Origin of the sequence: Streptomyces fuscichromogenes (assembly GCF_014645815.1) — a bacterium.
GTDB classification, from domain to species: Bacteria; Actinomycetota; Actinomycetes; order Streptomycetales; family Streptomycetaceae; genus Streptomyces; species Streptomyces fuscichromogenes.
Genome location: NZ_BMML01000023.1, coordinates 71,282 through 90,845 on the forward strand (window position 1 = coordinate 71,282; position 19,564 = coordinate 90,845).

Sequence of the window (19,564 nt, forward strand, 5' to 3'; positions counted from 1 at the left end):
CCCGCCATCCCGAATCGACTCCGAAAGCGAACAGTGGAAAAGCACCAGACACCGCACAGCGCCGGTCCCCCGTCGGTCACCCCCTACCAGGCGGATCTCCTGTCGACCGCGTCGACGGACGACCCCACGCCGGAGTGCCTCCAGGTGGTGTGCCGTTTCGAAGGCCCCGTCGACCTCGAAGCCCTGGAGGCGGGGTGGCGGTTCGGCGCGGACCGCCACCCCGGACTGCGCACCGCATGGACGGAGGGTCCCCAGGGCTGGACGGCCGAGGTCCGTCCGCCGTCGGAGGGCCGTCCTCGGGCGCTCGTCGAACAGTTACCTCCGTCCGGGAGCGGCGCGGACCCCGAGCGGGCCCTGGAGGAGTTCCTCACCGCGGACGCGGCACGGCCCTTCGCGCTCGGCACGGGCCACCCGTACCGGGTCTCCTGGCTGGCCGGCGACGGCGGACACGGCACCATGGTCTGGTCGGTCCACCCGGCGGCCGTCGACGAACACGGTGCCGCGACGGTCCTTGCCGACGTCTTCGGCCACTACGACGCCGTCACCGGCGTGGCCGCCACGCGGGCCGAGGCCACGGACCCGGCCGCCCACGCCACCGGCCCGGAGGCCGAGACGGACCCGGGCGACCCGGGCGACCCGGAGGCGGACCGCGCCTACTGGACCGCGTACCTGGCGGCCACCGAGCCGCAGACCCAGGTGGGATTCGCGCGCACGGGTCCGAAGGCACCGCAGGACGGCTCCCGCAGGGTGTCCGCGACCCTCGTCCTGGACGCGGGGCTGCGCGACCGCCTCGCGGCGCAGGCCGCCCGGACCGGCGTCCCGCGACGCCTGCTGCTGACGGCCGCATGGGCCCTCGTGCTGAGCCGCACCGGCGCCGGAGGCGATGTCGTGCTCGGCGAGACACTGCGCACACGGCCCGAGCCGGCCGTCGGCAGCACCCCCGGCCCGTACGGTCCCGCCCTGGCGGAGCTGCCCCTGTACGTGCCCGTCCCGCACCGGGCGGACCTGGACGACTGGGTGCGTGCCCTCCACGAGGGCGGCTCGGCGCGCGGGCTCCACTGGGCCCGTCCCCGGCCTGAGCGGCCCTCCGACGCGTCCGCGCCGGCCCGCCCCTGTGTCGTCGACCACCTCCCGGCACCGTTGGAATCGGTCGCGGGCGGCCCCGGCCCACGCCACTGGCACGTCCGCCGTCATCGGGCCGCCCCCCTCGTGCTGGAGATCGGCGCGGACGACGCCGGACTCGCCGTACGCCTCGACGGGAGCGCGGACCTCTTCGACCGGGCCGGCCTCGACCGCGCCCTGGCCTGGCTCCGTACCGTCCTCGACGCGCTGCCGGCCGGCGGTCGCGTGGGCGAGGTGACTCTGCTGGACAGCGCGGAGCGGGAGTCGATGGTCTCGGAGTGGAACGGGACCGAGCGTCCCGTCGAGACGCGCCCGGTGCACGAGCTGGTGGACCGCGTCGCCGACCGGGAGCGTCCTGCCGTGGGCGCGGGCGGGGCCGTGCTGACCTACGGTGAACTCATCGGCCGTTCGGACCGGTTGGCCTGGCATCTGGCGGGTCTCGGGGTCCGCCGTGGGGACACGGTGGGGGTGCGTCTGGGCCGGTCGCCCGAGGTCGCGGTGGCGCTGCTCGGTGTGCTGAAGGCGGGCGCGGCCTATCTGCCGCTGGATCCCGGACTTCCGCCGGGGCGCGCCGAGTTCATGGTCTCGGACAGTGGTGTGCGGGTGGTACTGACGGACGTCGCCTCCGCCGGGGAGGCGACACCCGGTGCGCGTACGGTCGTTCTGGACGGTGCGGACGCGTCGGCGGTCGCCGCCGCCGAACCCGTGGATCTGCCGGTGGTGACGGGTTCCGATCTCGCCTACGTCATCTACACCTCCGGTTCCACCGGCACTCCGAAGGGCGTCGCCGTCGAGCACCGCTGCCTCGCCGACTTCTCCCGCACCCAGGTACGCGCATTCGAGCTCGTGGAGGCCGACCGGGCCCTGCAGATCGCGTCGCTCAGCTTCGACGTCAGCGTCGAGGAGATCTTCCCGACCCTTCTGCGCGGAGCCCGTCTGGAGATCGGCCCCAGCCTGGCGAAGCTGGCCCCCGAGGACCTGCTCGCCCTGGTGGAGGCGGCCGGCATCACGGTCCTGAACCTCCCCACGGCGTACTGGCACCACCTTGTCCGCGCCCTCGATGGCGGTGTCCCGCTGCCGCACACGGTCCGACTGGTGGTGATCGGCGGCGAGTCCGTGGACCTCGGGCTGGTCGGGGTCTGGCACGAACTCGGCGTAAAAGCACGCCTGATGAACGGCTACGGCCCCACCGAGGCCACCGTCACCGCCACCATGCTCGAGATGCACGCCGACGACGCACTGCGCCGCCCGGTCATCGGCCGCCCACTGGACAACGTACGCACCTACGTACTCGACGCAACACTCCAACCCGTACCCGTCGGCGTGACCGGCGAACTCCACCTCGGCGGACCACGCGTCGCCCGCGGCTACGCAGGACAACCCGGACTCACCGCCACCCGCTTCGTCGCCGACCCCTTCACCACCCCCGGCGCCTACATGTACCGGACCGGAGACCTGGCCCGATGGCGGGACGACGGCGTCCTGGAGTTCATCGGCCGCGCCGACGGCCAGGTCAAGATCCGCGGCTTCCGCGTCGACACGGGCGAGATCGAGGCGGCCCTCCTGACGCACCCCCGCGTCGGGCAGGCCGTGGTGACGGCCCCCGCCGACCGCGAGGGCACCGGCAGGCGGCTGGTGGGATACGTGAGCGGCCTCGACGGCGGGCCCGCGGCGTCCGACGAGGACCTGCGCGACTGGCTGGCGACGCGACTGCCCGCGTACATGGTGCCCGAGGTCTTCGTCGCGCTGGCGGAGTTCCCCGTCACCGTGTCCGGCAAGCTCGACCGCAGGGCGCTGCCCGAACCCGCCAGTGGCCGGCCGCGTCTGGCCCAGGCGTACGTCGCCCCGCGCACGGACACCGAGAAGGCCCTGGCCGCCGTGTGGGCCGAGACGCTCGGCTGGGACCGGGTCGGCGTGCACGACAGCTTCTTCGACCTCGGTGGCACCTCGATGCTGATCCTCACGGTCAGGAAGCGGCTCAAACAGGCGACGACCTTCGGCGACGTCTCCGTGGCGGACCTGTTCGGTCACTCCACGATCGCCGAACTGGCTGATCACCTCGACGGACGGTCCGGCCCCGGCACCGCTCCGGAACCGGCGGGGACGTCCCCCCGGGGTGAGGACCGCAGACGGCGTCTCGCCGCTCTGCGCGGCGCGCGCGCCGGTGAGGCTCAAGGAAAGGGAATGGTGTGATCGACGACAGGCACGCATCGGCGGTGGCGATCGTCGGGATGAGCGGGCGGTTCCCCGGCGCCGGCAACCTCGACGAGTTCTGGGAGAACCTCCGCACCGGGACCGGTTCGGTGACGGACTTCTCCCCCGAGGAACTCGTCGCGGACGGCGCGGACCCCGCCGAGGTCGCCAAAAGCACCTACATACCCGCCAAGGGCGTGCTGTCGGGTGCGGACCGCTTCGACGCGGATCTGTTCGGCTTCAGCCCCAAGGACGCCGAGATCCTGGACCCGCAGCACCGTCTGCTCCTCGAGTGCGCCTGGTCGGCGCTGGAGGACGCCGGCTACGACCCCCGGGCCGTCCCCGACCTCACCGGCGTGTACGTCGGCGGCGGTCTGACCGACCACGCCGTGGCCGTGCTCAGCGATCCCCGGCTGCACCGAGAACGGGGGAAGACCCAGCTCGCGCTGCTCACCGACCGGGACACCCTCGCTTCCTGGATCTCCTTCCGCCTGGGCCTGGGCGGACCGAGCGTCGCCGTGAGCACGGCCTGCTCGACCTCGCTGACCGCGGTGCACACTGCCGTCCAGAGCCTCCTGCTGGGCGAGTGCGACATCGCCGTGGCGGGCGGGGTGGGCATCGACACGCCGGCCAGGCGGGGCTACCTCCATCAGGAGGGCGGCATCGCCTCCGCCGACGGCCGGTGCAGGCCGTTCGACGCCGACTCCAGCGGCACCGTCGCCGGCAACGGCGTGGGCCTGGTCGTGCTGCGCCGCCACGAGGACGCCCTGCGGGCCGGCGACCGGGTGTACTGCCTGATCAGGGGCTCCGCCGTCACCAACGACGGCTCCGCGAAGATCGGCTTCACCGCGCCGGGAACGGCGGGCCAGGTCGCGGCGATCACCCAGGCGCTGGACACCGCCCAGGTCGCCCCACGAGAGATCCAGTACGTCGAGACGCACGGCACGGGCACCGCGCTCGGCGACGAGATCGAGGTCAGCGCCCTCACCGAGGCGTTCGGGGCGTCCGCCGGCACACCGCGGTGGTGCGGCATCGGCTCCGTGAAGTCCAACATCGGACACCTCGACACCGCCGCGGGCGTGGCCGGTCTGCTGAAGACCGTGCTGATGCTCAAGAACCGGCAGTTCGTACCCACCGTCAACTTCACCGCCCCCAACCCGGCGCTGGGCCTGGACGCGACGCCCTTCCACGTCGTGGACCGCACCGGACCGTGGCCGCGCCCGGACGGCGGAGCCCGGCTGGCCGGTGTCAGCTCGTTCGGCATGGGCGGCACCAACGTGCACGTGGTCCTTGAGGAGGCGCCCGGCCAGGAGGAGCGGTCCGCCACCGGCGACCGGCCCGAACTGCTGGTCCTGTCGGCCCTGACGGAACGGGGTCTGACCGCTGCCGGCGAGGCGCTCGCGGCCCGGCTGGAGCAGGCCGACGACGTCCCCCTCTCCGACGTCGCCCACACCCTCCGCACCGGCCGCGCCCCGTTGGAGACCCGCGGGTACGTCGTCGCGAACGGGCGGGCGGACGCCGCGCGTCAGCTGCGTTCTCTCAAGGCCGCGCCGACCCGGAATGCCGCCGCCCCGGTCCTTGTCCTCGCGGACGCGAGCACCCCGCACCACGGCACGGGCACCGAGCTGTACGCCACGTTCGCCGCCTTCCGCGAGGCGTTCGGCGACTGCGTCAAGCGCCTCTCCGACCGGCACGGCATCGACCTGGAACCCCCGGCGGCGCACAGCCGGGAACAGGGCACGGTCCGGGACCGGCACGCGGCTCTGTTCGGCCTGGCGTACGCCGCGGCCCGGCTCTGGAGCGACTGGGGCATCACGCCGTCCGTCACGGTCGGGCACGGCATCGGTGAGTACGTGGCCGCCGTGACCTCCGGCCTGCTCGGCCTCGACGACGCCCTGGACCTGGTGGTCACGCGCGCCGACCTCATCGCCCGCACGGAGCCCGGCCGCATGGTGACGGTCGGCCTCCCGGCGTCCAGGACCACGCCACTCCTGGCGGACGGCGTGGCACTCGCCGCCGTACTCGGCCCCCGCGCATGCGTGGTGTCCGGGCCCGTCCGGGCCATGGACGAGTTCACCGCACGGCTGACCGCCGCCGGGACCCTGTGGACGGCCGGGGAGGAGCGCCACGCGCTGAACTCGCCCTGCATGGATCCCGTACTCGACGAGTTCGAGGCGAAGGTCGCCGGGATCCGCTTCGGCACGCCCTCGGGAACCCATGTCTCGGGCGTCGACGGCGCTCGCGTCGCGGCGAGCCGTATGGTGACCGCCGGCTACTGGCGGGACCACCTGCGCGGCACCTTGCGCCTCTCGGACGCGATCGAGGCCGCCGCCCGGATCTCGGACGGCGCTCTCCTGTGGATCGGCGGCGGACCGGCGGGTGCCCCGCTGCCGGACCGGCCCTGTCACACCGTGTTCGGCGAGGGCGAGGAGACGTCGGGCACCCTCGCCGCGCTCGGCGCCCTCTGGGCCGGGGGTCACCCGGTGACCTGGTCCGTGCCGGCGTCCGGCTTCCGGCGCGCCCACCTGCCCGGATACGTGTTCGACGGTAAGTCGTACGGTGCGTACCGGCTCTTCGAGCACGACGGCAGCGGTCCGGCGTACACCACCCCGGCGGTCGAGGCGAAGCCGGTCGACACGGCGGAGGAGAAGGCCGAGGAGAAGAGGGAGGAGAAGAGGCAGGACACCGACCCGGTCCGGGCACAGGTCGTCGAGTTGCTGATCGACACCCTGGGGGTCGGACCGGACGAGTTCGGTCTGTCCTTCATCGCCGCGGGCGGCGACTCGATGGGCTCGGTCCACCTGGTCAGCCGGATCGAGGACACGCTGGGCGTGGAAGTGCCTGTCGCGCTCCTGCTGACAGGGGACTCGCTCGACGAACTGGCCACACAGATAGCGGAGTTGAAGAACCGGCCGGCCCAGGACTCGGTCATCGAGGACCTGTTGCTGGAGGTCCAGGCCGAGGGCTGAGGAAGACGCGGTCCGCCCGCTCACCTCAGAGCGGGCGGACCGGAGATGGACGGCACGGGGCGACAGCCGCTCAGAGCGGGCCTGCCGCCTCCTGGCGTTCCATGCCGCCGACCGCGTCGCGCGGCTCCGCGCCGGTGGCCCCCGCCGGCGCCTCCTTCTGGGCCTTGCGGTGCAGCGCGTCCTCGTCCGTGTCCGCGTGGTAGCTCAGCAGCCGGGGCAGGGCCAGCGCCAGGGCACCGACCGCCGCCACGCACAGCACGCCACCGCTCCAGATCGAGGCGCGGGTACCGATCAGACTGGCGGTGGTACCGGCCCGGAGCTGGCCGAGCTGCGGCCCGCAGCTGTACGACAGGACCTCGATCCCGGCCAGCCTGCCACGGAGTTCGTCGGGGACGGTCTGGTCCCAGATCGTGTGCCGGGCCAGCCCGCTGATCATGTCCAGGGCGCCCGCGAGCACGAAGCAGGCGAACACGAGCCATATGCGGTCCGTCAGACCGGACAGGGCGACGGCGAGCCCCCAGCCGGCGGCGCCGAGCGCCACCAGCCGGCCGTGCCTGCGGACCTTCGACACCCAGCCGCTGGTGACCGTGACCAGCATCGCGCCCAGCGGAACCGCCGCGAACAGCATGCCGACCGCCCAGGGCGCGTGCAGATCGTTGGCCAGGAAGGGGAAGAGCGTGACGGGATACGCGAAGAACATGGCGACGATGTCCATCGCGTAGGTGCCGATCAGCACCGGCTTGCCGAACGCGTGACGCGCGCCCTCGACGAGGCTCGCGAAGGACGGGCGTCCGTTCTCACGGGCGGGCGGACTCGGCGAGAGCCGCAGACACAGCGGCACCGCGACACAGAGCGCCGCGAGCGCCACCCCGTAGGCGAGGGACGTTCCGCCCCAGGCCACGATGATGCCTGCCAGCGCCGGGCCCAGGATGCCCGAGACCTGTCCGGAGGCGAAGTTCAGCGCGGCGGACGCCGTCAGCTGGTCGTGCGGCACGATCCTGGCGATCAGCGAGCTGAGGGCCGGTTGCTGCAGGCCGGAGAGCACGGAGACCAGCGCGGCGGTGACATACAGCGGCCACAACGCGGGGTGCGGCAGCAGGGAGTTCACCAGCAGCCCACAGGCGAGCACGCCGAGCCCCGACTCGGTGAGCACGATGATCCTGCGCCGGTCCACATGGTCGGCGAGCGCTCCCCCGTACAGGCCGAAGACGACGAGCGGCACGAGTTCGACGGCCCCGGTCAGACCCACCGCGAAGGGTGAACCCGTCAGTTCCTTGATCTGCAGGGGCATGGCGACCAGGGCGATGGAGCTGCCGAATCCCATCACCAGGCCCTCGAACCACAGCAGCCGGAAGTCGCGGAGCGTGCGCAGCGGGGTCAGGTCCGGCAGCACGCGCGAGAGTCGTCGTATCATCAGCGCCCTTTCTTCTGACTGGTCGTGGACGGGAGGGGGCGGTCCTCAGCCCGTGCGCCAGAACTCGCCGTAGGCGCGGTGGGGCGAAACCCGTTCGGCCCGGTCGAAGGTGAGGGAAGGTGTCCGCGACATCGCCTCGGCGAGCACTCCGACGCCGTCGACGAAGATGTCGTACACCTCGTCGCTCCTGGCGTACCTGGTGTCGACCACGGGAGCCAGTTCCTCGTTGTAGAGGTCGAACCGGCGGTGCAGCAACTTCATGCCGTAGCGCTCCGGGTGGGAGAACATGGGCGTGCCGGGGTACGGGACGAAGAGCGACAGGTACGAGGCGTGGAGCAGGCCGCGGTCGATGAGGGAGGCGGCCCAGTCGACGGTGCGCTTCATGTCGTCGGGCTTCTCGTTCGGCAGCCCCACGATCAGGTACGAGCAGGTGGGCAGGCCTGCGTCACGGAGTCGTGCGAGGGTCTCCTCCAGCGGGTCGAGCTTCGTGTGCTGCTTGAACTCGTGCTGCGTGTCGGGGTTGGACGACTCCAGGCCGATCTCCAGCCATCGGCAGCCGCTGTCGTACAGAGCCGCCGGAAGACGCGCGTCGCGCAGGCAGTTGAGACGGGTCTGACAGTCGTAGGTGATGTTCCCCGCCTTCTCGAGCGCCGAGCAGATGTCCAGTGTCCGCTGGGTGTTGGCGGTGAACGTCTCGTCTCCGAAGTAGACGTGATGGTGTTCACCGAACCGCGCCCGGTACGCGGCGACCTCGGCCATGACCCGGTCGGGCGTGAAGTACTCCGGCTTGCGGCCGATGGTCTGGATGGTGCAGAAATCGCAGGTGAACGGACATCCCAGCGCGTAGTTCTGCCGGATGTACCGCAGATCGAGACCCGTGTCCTCGGGGAATATGTCGACCTTGGGAAAGGGGATCTTCTCGACCGGCATGTAGGGATTGAGCCTGCCCACGGCGAGTTCACCGCCGGGCCTCTCGAAGACGAGATTACGGATGCCGGAGAGGTCGGTCCTGTCCCGTAACGCCAGCAGCAGTTCGGGCAGCGCGTACTCACCGCGGTCCCGGACCACGTAGTCCACGCTGCGGTTCCTGGCGACCTCCTCGTACAGGGGGGTCGCGACCACACCGCCGAAAACGGTGACGGCACGTGGGTGCAGCTCCTTGACGATCTCCGCCATGCGCAGCGCCTGGGGCAGGTTGACCGTCATCGGCGAGAAGAGGTACACGTCCGCGGGATGGCTCCGCAGCCGCTCGGTGATCTTCGCCTCGTCGATCCCGTCGACGACGGCGCAGTCGCCGTAGAAGTCCAGAGCCTCCAGCGAGTCGAAACCGGCCTCCGCGAGAACACCGGCCAGCCACGGCACCCAGTGGGGCAACTCCCAGAGGATTTTCCGCATCGGTCGGACATGGGGATGCGCGGCTATGTAGCGGGTGTCGAAACTGTGCCAGTAATCCCCTCGGTTCTTCACCTCGCGCAGCGGGATCGGGGTGTGAACGAACGCGACGTGCATAAGTGCTCCAGAGCGGTCGAGAGCCTGGGATCATCCAACGGGACCGAGAGCAAGAGGCGGTTCGAGGGAGCCTTTTGGAATGTGCCTCGGGAACCCGATGTCCGCGCACCACTGACCGGTATGTGCGGCTCGGCGCGTAACCGGCCTCTTGGCCGGACCTGCGGCCGAAGGCGTCCGGAACCGTCCTGCTCGGATTCATCTGATCACACGGGAACTCAACACCACCACTCGACAGGCGAGTTGAGAACGAACAAACGCCGATGCCGTCAGGTACGGACTTCGGACGTGCCCTTGAGGCCCCATGGCATTGCCTGATGGATTGGGCGCACCTCTTCTTGCGGGAAGTGCCGAACCGGCAGAACGCCGATTCAGATTCCGGGGCGCCCGGCGGCCGTCCAGGCTGCGTACGCCTGGCGGACGTAGTGGCGGTGGCCGTGGGCGGGTGTGACCGGGTCGGGAAGGTACGGGCCGGTCGCCAGGTCGGGATGCCGGCGGTCGTGCAGGACGAACTGCCCGGCCGTCTCCGCGGCGGCCGCGACCGGGCCGGGGCCCGGGTCACCCAGGGCCATCCGGTCCATGAGGGCGGCTCGTCGCAGCAGCCAGACGCGTTCGGCGGCCCTTCCGCCGGTCAGGGCACCGGTGGCGGGCCCGGCCTGGCGGCCGTCACGTTCGGCCCCGAGGGCGAGCACCTGGTGCATCTCGTGGCGCAGGTCCGGCGCGTCGGCGTACGCCTCGTGCGGGGGCGGGGCGGCGGCCGCGGCGGCACTGTCCGGGACGGCGTCCACGTTCACCCCTCCATCGGTCCGCGGGGGCCGGCGCCACAGCGTCGGCACGACGGCTCGTCCCGGCCGGGGTCGCGGGGAACGACGACCGGCGGGTGGGCCGCGGACCGCACGGGCACCCGGGCCGGACCCGGGCAGCCGTCGACGGGGCACGGCTTGTGGGTCGCGAAGGGCGCCCCGGCCTCGGCAGGGGGCCGCGGTTCCGGCGGAACGCCCGGCCCGGTCATGACGAGCACCTGAGGCAGGCGCGGACCTCACGGCCGCCTCGGGTCTGACGGACCTCGGTCGACTGGGCGAGGTACTGGACGATGCCGGTGCCGCGGCCGTGCTCCTCGGGGGCGAGGGCCGGACGACGGCGCTCCACCGCCATGCCGGAGTCGGTGACCACGATGTGCAGAGTGCCGTCGTCCAGGACGAGCAGCAGGGTCATGCGCTCGCGGCCGTACCGGGCGGCGTTGGCGGTGAGTTCGTCGACGATGAGAACGGCGGAGTCCCGCTGGCCCGCGGGCACGCTCCAGGTCTCCAGCAGATCGGCCGCGAAGTGACGGGCGGCGGAGACGTGTGCCTCCTGCGCGGGCAGGGTGAGCAGTGCCTCGTGGCGGCAGGGCCGGCCGGGCGGTGAACTCGGGCTGGGGAAATCGGTCACGAACATGGTCCTGTGGCTCTTCTGTGGAGGTACGGAGAGCGGAACGGGGGGGGAAGATCACCAGCGTCTTCGGGGGCTGTCGGTGACGCCGGATCCCGAAGAGGCGCGCTCATCCAGTTCCACGGATGCCGCATGCCGGCCGGTTCAAGCGATTCGAACCTTTTGGCCTTGTTTCTCGCCGGTCACGTCCATGCGGCCGTCCGGTCCCCGGCCTCGCCTCACGCCTGGACGGTGACCAGCTTCCGACCGTCGCCCGCGAGGATCTCGAAGTGGTCGATGGCCCCCGGGGACATGGCGACCGCCCCGGGGACGGTGGTGCCGCGCGGGTACTGGCCCGCCCGCCAGGTGGCGCCGTCGGTCCTGACCCCGCCGGGCCCGACCGCCTGCAACCGGCAGGTGATTCCGGCGGGCGCCCCCCTGGCGGAGACCTGGAGGACACTGCCCCAGGAGGAGGGCCAGACCTTCACGGAGGCGGAGACGCCGGTGGCGGAATCGCTTCCGGAGAAGGTGCGTGAGGCGGTCGGCGCGGTCGGGCCGGGCGGGTTCGCCTGGCTGCTCACGGACCCGACGGCCGCCAGCCAGGTGCCGCCGACCGCCGCCGCGACGAACGTCAGCGAGGCGGCGGCACCGGCCAGTTGCAGACGTACCCGCCTGCGGTGCCGGGCCGCGGCCCGCTGCAGCAACCTCTCCAGCACACCCCCTGCCGACACCTCCGGCACCGCGGGCGCGGCAGGCGCGGCCGGCACGGCAGGCCTTTCGAGCGGGGAGCCCTGAGCGCTTTCGGCGGCCCGTGCCACCAGCCGGTCGGCAAGCTCCTCGTCGGCGGTCGGCACCGTCTGACCGGAGGCCTCGGCTTCGGTCACCGTCGCCAGCAGCGCGGGCAGCCCCGCCAGCCGGGCGTGTTCGGCCCGGCAGTCGGCGCATTCCGCCAGGTGGACGCGGACCCGTTCCGCTTCCGCCGGGGGCAGCGTGCCCAGGACGTATCCCCCGAGCGCCAGCCGGAGGGCGTCGTGCTCCGCACTCATGGTCGTCACCTCCCGGCCGCCACGGTCATGGCTCGATGCCCCGTTCCTGCATGGCCAGCCGCAGGGCGTGCAGGGCGTAGTACGTCCGCGACTTCACGGTGCCCAGCGGGATGCCCAGCACCTTCGCGGCCTCCGCCATGGTCCGGCCCCGGTAGTAGGTCTCCAGCAGGACGGCACGGTGCTCCGGGGACAGCGAGCGGACCGCGTCGGCGACCGCCCAGCTCTGCAGCGCCTGCTCGATCCGGTCCTCGCCCGGCGTCTGCTCGGCGGCCCGCTGAAGGGCCTCGCCGCCGGCCTCGGCCGGTCTGGCCTGCCGGGCCCGGTGGGCGTCGATGACCAGACGCCGGGCGACCGTGCACAGCCAGGCTCGGGCCGGGCCGCGTTCGGGGTCGAACGCGGCGGGATGCTGCCACGCCCGCAGCAGGGTCTCCTGCACCACGTCCTCCGCCCATTGCCAGTCTCCCGAAGTCAGTCGCAGCACGTAGTGGAGCAGGGCTCCCGCGTGCTCCGCGTACAGCGTGCGGAGCAGCTCCTCGTCCGCGGTCGAAAGCGTCCCTTTACCGGATTCACGGTGCGCGGAGCGATTCGGATCCGTCCGCGGACCACGTTTTCGGGAACTCCAGGGCATAGGCCGATCATCGCGCACATGTACCGCTTTGTCCTGTAACGCTACGCGTACCACCCATGACACTCCGACCGCGCCGCGGGAGGCGCGCCCCGCCGGGTCCCGCACCACCGAGAAGTCTCACAAAAAGTGCATATCCATCGAACCGCGGAGCCCCCGCCGTCCGTGGAACCGGACAGGACCCGACTCGCTCGCAGTTCCTCGCCCTCTCCCCGCGCACAGCGACCGAGGGCCGAGCGCGGTCACCGGATCCGCGCGGGGCGCACCCCCTGAACGCGGCATCCACCACACCTTCCCGCGGTGACGGGCGCCGAGCCGGCGCAGTCCACGTCTCCGCCCGACCAGTGAGGACCGGACACCATGCACCTGAACTTCCGTACACCTGGCAGGCGATCACGCGTCGCGGCCGGACTGGCCGTCACCGTCCTCGCCACCACCGGCGCGGTGGGGCTCCTCAGCTCGTGCGGTCAGTCACCGCGTTCACCGGCCGGCGCGACCGCCGCACTCTCACCCGGACCGGGTCAGCACCGGACGGCAGGGATGCCCGGCGCCTCGACCACGCACGGCGCCTCGACCGCTCCCGGCGCCTCGGCCATGCCCGGTATGCGCATGCCGATGGACCCCTCGGGCACCGGCAGGGCCGCGTCGGCCGCGCCGGTGGCCGCGAACGCGGTGGCGATCAGCAACTTCGCCTTCTCCCCCGCCGCGCTGAAGGTCAGGGCGGGCACCAGGGTGACGTGGACCAACCAGGACACCGACGCCCACACCGTCACCAGCGCCGGACCGGGCGGCCCGTTGCACTCGGCCGCCCTGACCACCCGTGCCACCTACAGCTACACGTTCACCAGGCCCGGCACCTATGCCTACCTCTGCACCATCCATCCGTTCATGACCGCCACCGTGGAGGTGACCCGATGACCGGCTACCACGACAGTCACGACGGAACACCGGCCGACGACGCCCCCGGGCCCGACACCGAGCACGGCATGACTCGACGTCAACTCATGCGGCATGCCGGATGGTTCGGCGGCGCGGTGGTGCTGACCGTGGCCGGTGGCGAGGTGCTGAGCCATGTCGCGGACTCCCGGGACACCGGCGCCGACACCGACGCCGGAACCGACACCGCGGCCGCGGCCGCCGTGGCGGGAGGCGGCCCGCTGCGGTTCGTGCAGGTCTCCGACAGCCATATCGGCTTCCAGGGCCCGGCGAACACGAACGTGGCCGGCTCCTTCGCCGAAGCGATCAGGCAGGTCAACTCGCTCGGTTTCAGGCCTGACTTCGTCATGCACAGCGGCGATCTGACCCACCTGTCCACGGCCGGGCAGTTCGACCAGGTCAAGCAGATGATGACCGGGATGAGGACGGACCGCGTCTTCACCGTGCCGGGCGAGCACGACTCCATAGGTGACGCGGGCCGCGCCTACCGGCGCACCTTCGGCATGGGCACGCTCGGCGAGGGCTGGTACAGCTTCGACACCCACGGTGTGCACTTCATCGCCCTGGTCAACACGCTGAGCCTGGAGAAGCTCGGCCACCTCGGCACCGAGCAGATCGACTTCGTCCGCAAGGACCTCGCGGGACTGTCGTCGGACACCCCCGTGGTGGTCTTCAGCCACATCCCGCTGTTCGCGATGTACCCGAAGTGGGGCTGGAGCACCGACGACGCCCTGAAGGTCATCGCACTGCTGCGCCGCTTCTCCTCCGTCACCTGTCTCAACGGGCACGTCCACCAGCTGTTCACCAAGACGGAGGGGAACATCACCTTCCACTCCGCCACCACCACCGCCTACCCCCTGCCCAGACCGGGCCGCGCCCCCGCTCCCACCCCGCAGGTCGTCCCCGCCCGCCAGCTCAGGGAGGCACTCGGCATCCGCAGCGTCGGCTACCGCCGAGGTGACCGTGAACTGGCCGTCACGGACCAGAGGCTGGCATGAACACCCGAGGCCTGCTCGCTCCCGCCCTGCGGTGGGCGACCGCCGCGACCCTCGCCGTCGGTGGATACGTCCACGCCCGGCTCTACCTCGACGGGTATCGCTTCATCCACGTCATCGGCCCGCTGTTCCTGCTCCAGGCCGCTGCCTCCTTCGCCCTCGCGGCCCTGCTGTCGATCGGGACACCGCCCCTGGCCCTGAGGGCCGCCGTGGCAGGCACCGCGCTCGGCGCCCTGGGCGGCTTCGCCGCCTCCCGCACCGTAGGAGTGTTCGGGTTCACCGAGCGCGGTCTGCGGCCCGAGCCGCAGGCCGTCCTCACCCTCCTCGCCGAAACCTGCACGCTGCTGTTCCTCGCGGCCTGGCAGGCGACCCTGACCAGGCGGTCCCGTACCGCCTGAGTCCCGCCGATCAGCGCCGTCGCCCGCACCCCCGCCCACACCCCCGCCCCCGTCTGCTCCCGGAACCAAGGAGTGCCGTCATGTACCTGGAACCACGCCCGGGAATCGCCTGGCCCAGCCCACGCCTGCGCGAACTGAGGAATGCCGTGCGGGCCCTGCTCGGTCTGGACGACGACACCGCCGTCGTCATCCGCCGGCTCGTCCGTGGCGAAGCCGGCCGCCCGGCGCCGGAGACCGTCGTCGGGGTGCTGCCCATGCACGGCGAGGCCCATCGCTGGACGCTCCACCGCCCCGCCGAACAGATCACCACGGACGAGCTTCGGGCCGCCCTGCTCCACCACCGACCGGGCTGAACGCAGCCCGGACGGCGCACGGTGCCGTGGCCCGGATTTACTACCGGTTGGTTGAACAGTTCAGACTGATAAACCTACTGTTAGTACATATGAAGACAGACATGACCGCCGACGGCGGCGGCATACGCGATCTGAGCGATGCCACCCGGCTCGCTTCCGAGCTCCGGCTCGCCGTGGGCCGGGTCACCCGGCGGCTGCGGCAGGCGCACGCCGTGGGGGACGTGTCCTTGTCGGGCGTGTCCGTGCTGGCGCGGCTGGCCTCCGAGGGCCCCGACTCGCCGACCTCGCTCGCCGAGCTGGAGCGGGTACGGCCACAGGCCATGGCGAGCACCCTCGCCCAGCTCGAACAGCGCGGGCTGGTCCGTCGTACCCCCGATGCCACGGACGGGCGGCGGAGCATTCTGGCCGTCACCGACGAGGGGCGGGCCGTGCTCGCCGAGCGGCGCTCCGAGTCGGTGCAGCGGCTCGCGGCCGTCGTCGACGGGTTCTCCGCCGAGGAGCGGGCGACGCTCGGGGCCGCCCTGCCGCTCCTCGACCGGCTGGCGGAGCGGCTGTGACCGGGCGCGGATGGTCCGCCGCCCTGCGCTCGGCCCGCCGCAAGGACACCCCGGCCGGGCCCGGCTACAAGTGGGTCGCGCTGTCGAACACCACGCTCGGCGTGCTGATCGCCACGATGGACGCGTCGATCGTGATCATCTCGCTGCCGGCGATCTTCCGCGGCATCGGGCTCGACCCGCTGGCGCCGGGCAACATCGGCTATCTGCTGTGGATGATCCTCGGCTATCTGCTGGTGTCCGCCGTGCTGGTCGTCGTGCTCGGGCGGCTCGGCGACATGTTCGGGCGGGTGAAGATCTACAACCTCGGCTTCCTGATCTTCGCGTGCGCCTCGGTGGCGCTGTCGCTCGATCCGTTCCGCGCGGGGGCCGGTGCCCTGTGGCTGATCCTGTGGCGGATCGTGCAGGCCTTCGGCGGGTCCATGCTCACCGCCAACTCGGCCGCCATCCTCACCGACGCCTTCCCGGCCCGGCAGCGCGGCATGGCCCTCGGCATCAACCAGATCACCGCGCTCGCGGGCCAGTTCCTCGGCCTGCTGGCGGGCGGTCTGCTCGCCGTGGTCGACTGGCGTGCCGTGTTCTGGGTGAGCGTCCCGGTCAGCATCACCGGCACGATCTGGTCGTACCTGAGCCTGCGCGAGACCTCGACGGGCCGGCCCGGCCGGATCGACTGGCTGGGCAACCTCACCTTCGCGGCCGGCGCCGGCATCCTGCTGGCCGGGATCACCTACGGGATCCAGCCCTACGGCGGCAGCGCCACCGGCTGGGGCAACCCGTGGGTGCTGACCGGCCTGATCGGTGGCCTCGCCCTGCTGCTCGCGTTCTGTGTCATCGAGACGCGGGTCGCCGAGCCCATGTTCGACCTGGCACTGTTCAGGAACAGGGCGTTCGCCGCGGGCAACGTGGCCGCCCTGCTGACCTCGATCGCGCGCGGCGGTCTGCAGTTCATGCTGATCATCTGGCTGCAGGGCATCTGGCTGCCGCTGCACGGCTACGACTTCGAGGACACCCCCCTGTGGGCCGGCATCTTCATGCTTCCGCTCACCCTCGGTTTCCTCGTCGCGGGGCCCGTCTCCGGGTATCTGTCGGACCGGTTCGGCGCCCGGCTCTTCTCCACCGCGGGGCTGCTGGTCGTCACCGTGTCCTTCCTGGGGCTGCTCGCGCTGCCCGTGGACTTCGACTACGGGCTGTTCGCGGCGCTGCTGCTGCTCAACGGCATCGGCCAGGGCATGTTCTCGGCCCCGAACACCTCCTCGATCATGGGCAGTGTGCCGGCCGAGTACCGGGGTGTCGCCTCGGGCATGCGCTCGACCTTCCAGAACTCCGGTACGGCGCTGTCCATCGGCGTCTTCTTCTCCCTGATGGTGTCCGGGCTCGCCACCTCGCTCCCGGCGACGCTGAAGAGCGGCCTCGTGGCGCACGGCGTGCCGGCCGCCTCCGCCGCGCACGCCGCGTCGCTGCCGCCGGTGAGCACGCTGTTCGCGACGTTCCTCGGCAACAACCCCGTCCAGCACCTGCTCGCCTCGGAAGGCGTCCTGGACCATGTCACCCGGGCCCAGCGGTCGGTGCTGACCGGGCACACGTTCTTCCCGCAGCTGGTCTCCGGCCCCTTCCACCACGGCCTGGGCATCGTCTTCGGCGTGGCCGCCGGCATGGCCCTGGTGTCCGCCGTGGCCTCCGCCCTGCGCGGCTCCCACCGGCCCGGACCGGACCACCGGAAGCCGGAGGACCGGACCGCGGCGCGTACGGCGCGGTCCCGGCACAACGCGCCGTCGTGAACGGCGGGTGCCCCGGCGGAGATCCGCCGGGGCACCCGCCGTCCGCTCACCGGGCGACGGTCACGGGTACGAGGTGAGGTTCGCGACGTTGGCCGACGAGTTCGACGGTCCTGCGCTGTTGTTGATGACATGGGTGATGGTGCCGGTGCCGCCGAGGGAGACCGTCACCATGCTGGTGAACCTGACGTTCGAGTTGGCCGGCGCCTCGATGGCGTGATCGGCGACGACACTCGGATCGGAGCTGAAGTAGCAGTAGCTGCCGAGGCCGTACGCCTGGTGGCTGGTGACCGAGTCGGCGACCTTGTAGGCCGCGTAGCCCTTGGTCGAACCGTTCGTCCAGGACGACTGGTTCGGCGGGTCGTACGGCATCTCGTTCTGGTAGAAGTACGTCCGGCCGCCGTTGCCGTTCCAGATGGTCTGGTACTTCTGGAAGTGCTCGACGAACAGGCCGTACATGGTCACGTTGTCGCCGTTGACGACCAGTCCGGTGTCGGCGGTGTTCGTGGTCCAGCCGACGCCGGTGCCGTGGTCGGCACGCCAGATCCACATGTGGTCGCCGATGACGTTGTCGCTGTTGACGACCAGGCTCGTGGTGGCCTTGCCGACGCCCGCGCCGCCGACGCGGAAGTACACGTCGTGCAGCGAGGTCGGGTCGCCGGCGTGCGAGGCGGTGGAGCCGCTGGGGCCCACCTCCACCAGGGTGGCGGAGTTGGTGGTGCCGGCGTCGAAGAGCAGGCCCGCGATGTCGACTCCGTCGACGTCGGCGACCTTCAGGGCGGTGATGCCGTTGTCCGGGACGAAGGTGGCGAGGCCGAGGCCCAGCACGACGGTGTCGGCGCGGTTGATCTGCAGGGTCTGGTCGAGGTGGTAGACACCCGGGGTGACCAGGAGGTTCTTGCCCGCCGTCAGGGCCGCGTTGATCTGGGACGCGGTGGCGCCCGGCTTCACCACGTAGAAGCTGTCCAGCGACAGCGAGGTACCGGCGGCGGAGCCGGAACTCCAGCTGGTGCCGGAGGTGTTGGAGCGGGTGGACGGCACGAACACCTGGTAGGTGCCGGAGCCGTCGACATAGAGGAACGGCTTCTCACGGGTCACCGGGCTCTGTGCGACCGTGGTGTCCGGCGGGCTCGGGAAGGTGGTGGACGGCACGCCCGTGCTGCCCACGAAGACCATGTTCCAGTTGGCGCCGGTCCAGCTGCCGAGCTGTGAGTTTCGGGTCAGCCACTGCTGCTGGGTACCGGAGTTGACCTGGCCGTTGATCTGGCTGTCGGCGATCAGGCCACCGCTGGACCAGCCGCCGTCGTCCAGCGCGAGGTTGCCGCGCAGGTGCACCCGGCGGTACGCGGACGCCTGCGAGACCGCCCAACGGTCGCTGCCGCCCGTCGGGTTGACGGAGAGGTTCTCGGCGCCGCGCCAGAAGTTCTGGGTGGCGTTGCCCTGGAACCAGTCGGCCTCCGCGTGCACCGCGCCGTTGACCGAGACCGCGTCGGGCGACAGGCCGAGGCCCAACACCTGCGTGTAGAAGCCGACGTTGACGTCCGCGCTGTAGGCGCCGGGCTTGAACAGCACGGCGTAGCGCTGGGAGCCGAACTGGTCGGTCTGCTGCTGCGCGAAGATCGAGTCCAGCCTGGTCTGGATGGTCGACGCGGACATCGACGGGTCGAAGACGACCACGTTGGATCCGAGGTCCGGGTTGCCCGCCTGGGTCACCGGGACGACCTGGAAGCGCTGGGCGGCGGTGCCGTTGCAGGTGTACTGCACGAACTGCACGCTGTCGGCGGTCGAGGCGGCGGGGTCGTCCAGGCATTTGCCGCTGTTGCGGTTCACGAAGTGGTACGCGCCGCCGCCGTCGTCGACCGGCAGCCACTGCTGGTTGCTGCCGCCGCCGTAGGTCCACATCTGGACGGGCGCGTTGTCCGCCGTCGAGACGCCCGTGACGTCCAGCACCTCGCTGGTGTTGTTGGCGTTGTTGATGCGGACGTAGCCGTCGCTGGTGGCGGCCAGACTCCACTGCTGGGCAGTGGTGTTGTTGCAGGTGTACTGCTGGACGACGGTGCCGTCGGCGGTCGCGGCGGCCTTGGCGTCCACGCACCTGCCGCTGGCCGCGTTGAGCAGGGTGGTGTTGCCGGTGGGCGGCGTGGCGGCGGACGCGGGCGAGGACACGCCCGCCGCGGTGAGCAGGGAGGCGGCCACGACGGCCACCGCCGCGGCGGCCGTTGATCTGCGGCGTCGGGGAAGGGAAGGCACGGGTTCTCCTCGGGAGGC

General features: G+C 71.6%; 15 protein-coding genes. 8 read left to right on the forward strand and 7 right to left on the reverse strand.

Annotated elements, in window-relative coordinates; genetic code table 11:
* The first annotated feature begins 33 nt into the window (after window positions 1-33).
* Together IEZ11_RS37470 and IEZ11_RS37475 are read left to right on the forward strand one after the other, a co-directional pair.
* Window positions 34-3,315 (forward strand): non-ribosomal peptide synthetase, encoded by a 3,282-nt coding sequence (locus IEZ11_RS37470; protein WP_189267472.1) that lies wholly within the window; start codon window positions 34-36, stop codon window positions 3,313-3,315.
* A complete protein-coding gene (locus IEZ11_RS37475) occupies window positions 3,312-6,284 on the forward strand; it encodes a type I polyketide synthase (protein WP_189267473.1) in 2,973 nt (990 codons plus the stop codon). Before IEZ11_RS37470 ends, IEZ11_RS37475 begins: the two co-directional genes overlap by 4 nt.
* A 70-nt stretch (window positions 6,285-6,354) precedes the next feature.
* On the opposite strand, the gene IEZ11_RS37480 is transcribed toward IEZ11_RS37475, so the two are convergent.
* The 6 genes from IEZ11_RS37480 to IEZ11_RS37505 form a co-directional block, all read right to left on the reverse strand.
* Window positions 6,355-7,698 carry an MFS transporter gene (locus tag IEZ11_RS37480; RefSeq protein WP_189267474.1) on the reverse strand — a complete coding sequence of 448 codons (1,344 nt, stop codon included), beginning with the start codon at window positions 7,696-7,698 and terminating at the stop codon, window positions 6,355-6,357.
* A gap of 45 nt (window positions 7,699-7,743) precedes the next feature.
* Window positions 7,744-9,207, reverse strand: coding sequence for a B12-binding domain-containing radical SAM protein (locus IEZ11_RS37485; protein WP_189267475.1), 1,464 nt, complete (start codon window positions 9,205-9,207; stop codon window positions 7,744-7,746).
* Between the two features lie 368 nt (window positions 9,208-9,575).
* The gene (locus tag IEZ11_RS37490; protein WP_189267476.1) at window positions 9,576-9,992 is read right to left on the reverse strand and encodes a hypothetical protein; all 417 of its coding nucleotides are present in this window, start codon (window positions 9,990-9,992) and stop codon (window positions 9,576-9,578) included.
* Window positions 9,993-10,212: 220 nt separating this feature from the next.
* Complete coding sequence (locus IEZ11_RS37495; RefSeq protein WP_373295020.1) at window positions 10,213-10,635, reverse strand: ATP-binding protein; 423 nt, start codon at window positions 10,633-10,635, stop codon at window positions 10,213-10,215.
* 218 nt (window positions 10,636-10,853) lie between these two features.
* Entirely contained in the window at window positions 10,854-11,660 is an 807-nt protein-coding gene (locus IEZ11_RS37500; protein ID WP_189267478.1) for an anti-sigma factor, read from the reverse strand.
* Between the two features lie 25 nt (window positions 11,661-11,685).
* Entirely contained in the window at window positions 11,686-12,288 is a 603-nt protein-coding gene (locus IEZ11_RS37505; protein WP_189267479.1) for a sigma-70 family RNA polymerase sigma factor, read from the reverse strand.
* 357 nt (window positions 12,289-12,645) lie between these two features.
* Between IEZ11_RS37505 and IEZ11_RS51390 the strand changes: the two genes are divergently transcribed.
* The 6 genes from IEZ11_RS51390 to IEZ11_RS37535 all read left to right on the forward strand — a co-directional run bounded on the left by IEZ11_RS51390 (window position 12,646) and on the right by IEZ11_RS37535 (window position 17,299).
* The gene (locus IEZ11_RS51390; protein ID WP_229713603.1) at window positions 12,646-13,203 is read left to right on the forward strand and encodes a cupredoxin domain-containing protein; all 558 of its coding nucleotides are present in this window, start codon (window positions 12,646-12,648) and stop codon (window positions 13,201-13,203) included.
* A complete protein-coding gene (locus IEZ11_RS37515; protein ID WP_189267480.1) occupies window positions 13,200-14,219 on the forward strand; it encodes a metallophosphoesterase family protein in 1,020 nt (339 codons plus the stop codon). Before IEZ11_RS51390 ends, IEZ11_RS37515 begins: the two co-directional genes overlap by 4 nt.
* Window positions 14,216-14,614, forward strand: coding sequence for a hypothetical protein (locus tag IEZ11_RS37520; RefSeq protein WP_189267481.1), 399 nt, complete (start codon window positions 14,216-14,218; stop codon window positions 14,612-14,614). Before IEZ11_RS37515 ends, IEZ11_RS37520 begins: the two co-directional genes overlap by 4 nt.
* An 80-nt stretch (window positions 14,615-14,694) precedes the next feature.
* A complete protein-coding gene (locus IEZ11_RS37525; RefSeq protein ID WP_189267482.1) occupies window positions 14,695-14,967 on the forward strand; it encodes a hypothetical protein in 273 nt (90 codons plus the stop codon).
* Between the two features lie 89 nt (window positions 14,968-15,056).
* Window positions 15,057-15,524 (forward strand): MarR family winged helix-turn-helix transcriptional regulator, encoded by a 468-nt coding sequence (locus IEZ11_RS37530; RefSeq protein ID WP_229713604.1) that lies wholly within the window; start codon window positions 15,057-15,059, stop codon window positions 15,522-15,524.
* 116 nt (window positions 15,525-15,640) lie between these two features.
* Window positions 15,641-17,299 carry an MFS transporter gene (locus IEZ11_RS37535; RefSeq protein WP_229713613.1) on the forward strand — a complete coding sequence of 553 codons (1,659 nt, stop codon included), beginning with the start codon at window positions 15,641-15,643 and terminating at the stop codon, window positions 17,297-17,299.
* A gap of 60 nt (window positions 17,300-17,359) precedes the next feature.
* Here IEZ11_RS37535 and IEZ11_RS37540 read toward each other — a convergent pair whose 3' ends face one another.
* Window positions 17,360-19,546, reverse strand: coding sequence for an RICIN domain-containing protein (locus IEZ11_RS37540; protein WP_189267483.1), 2,187 nt, complete (start codon window positions 19,544-19,546; stop codon window positions 17,360-17,362).
* Window positions 19,547-19,564: the final 18 nt, after the last annotated feature.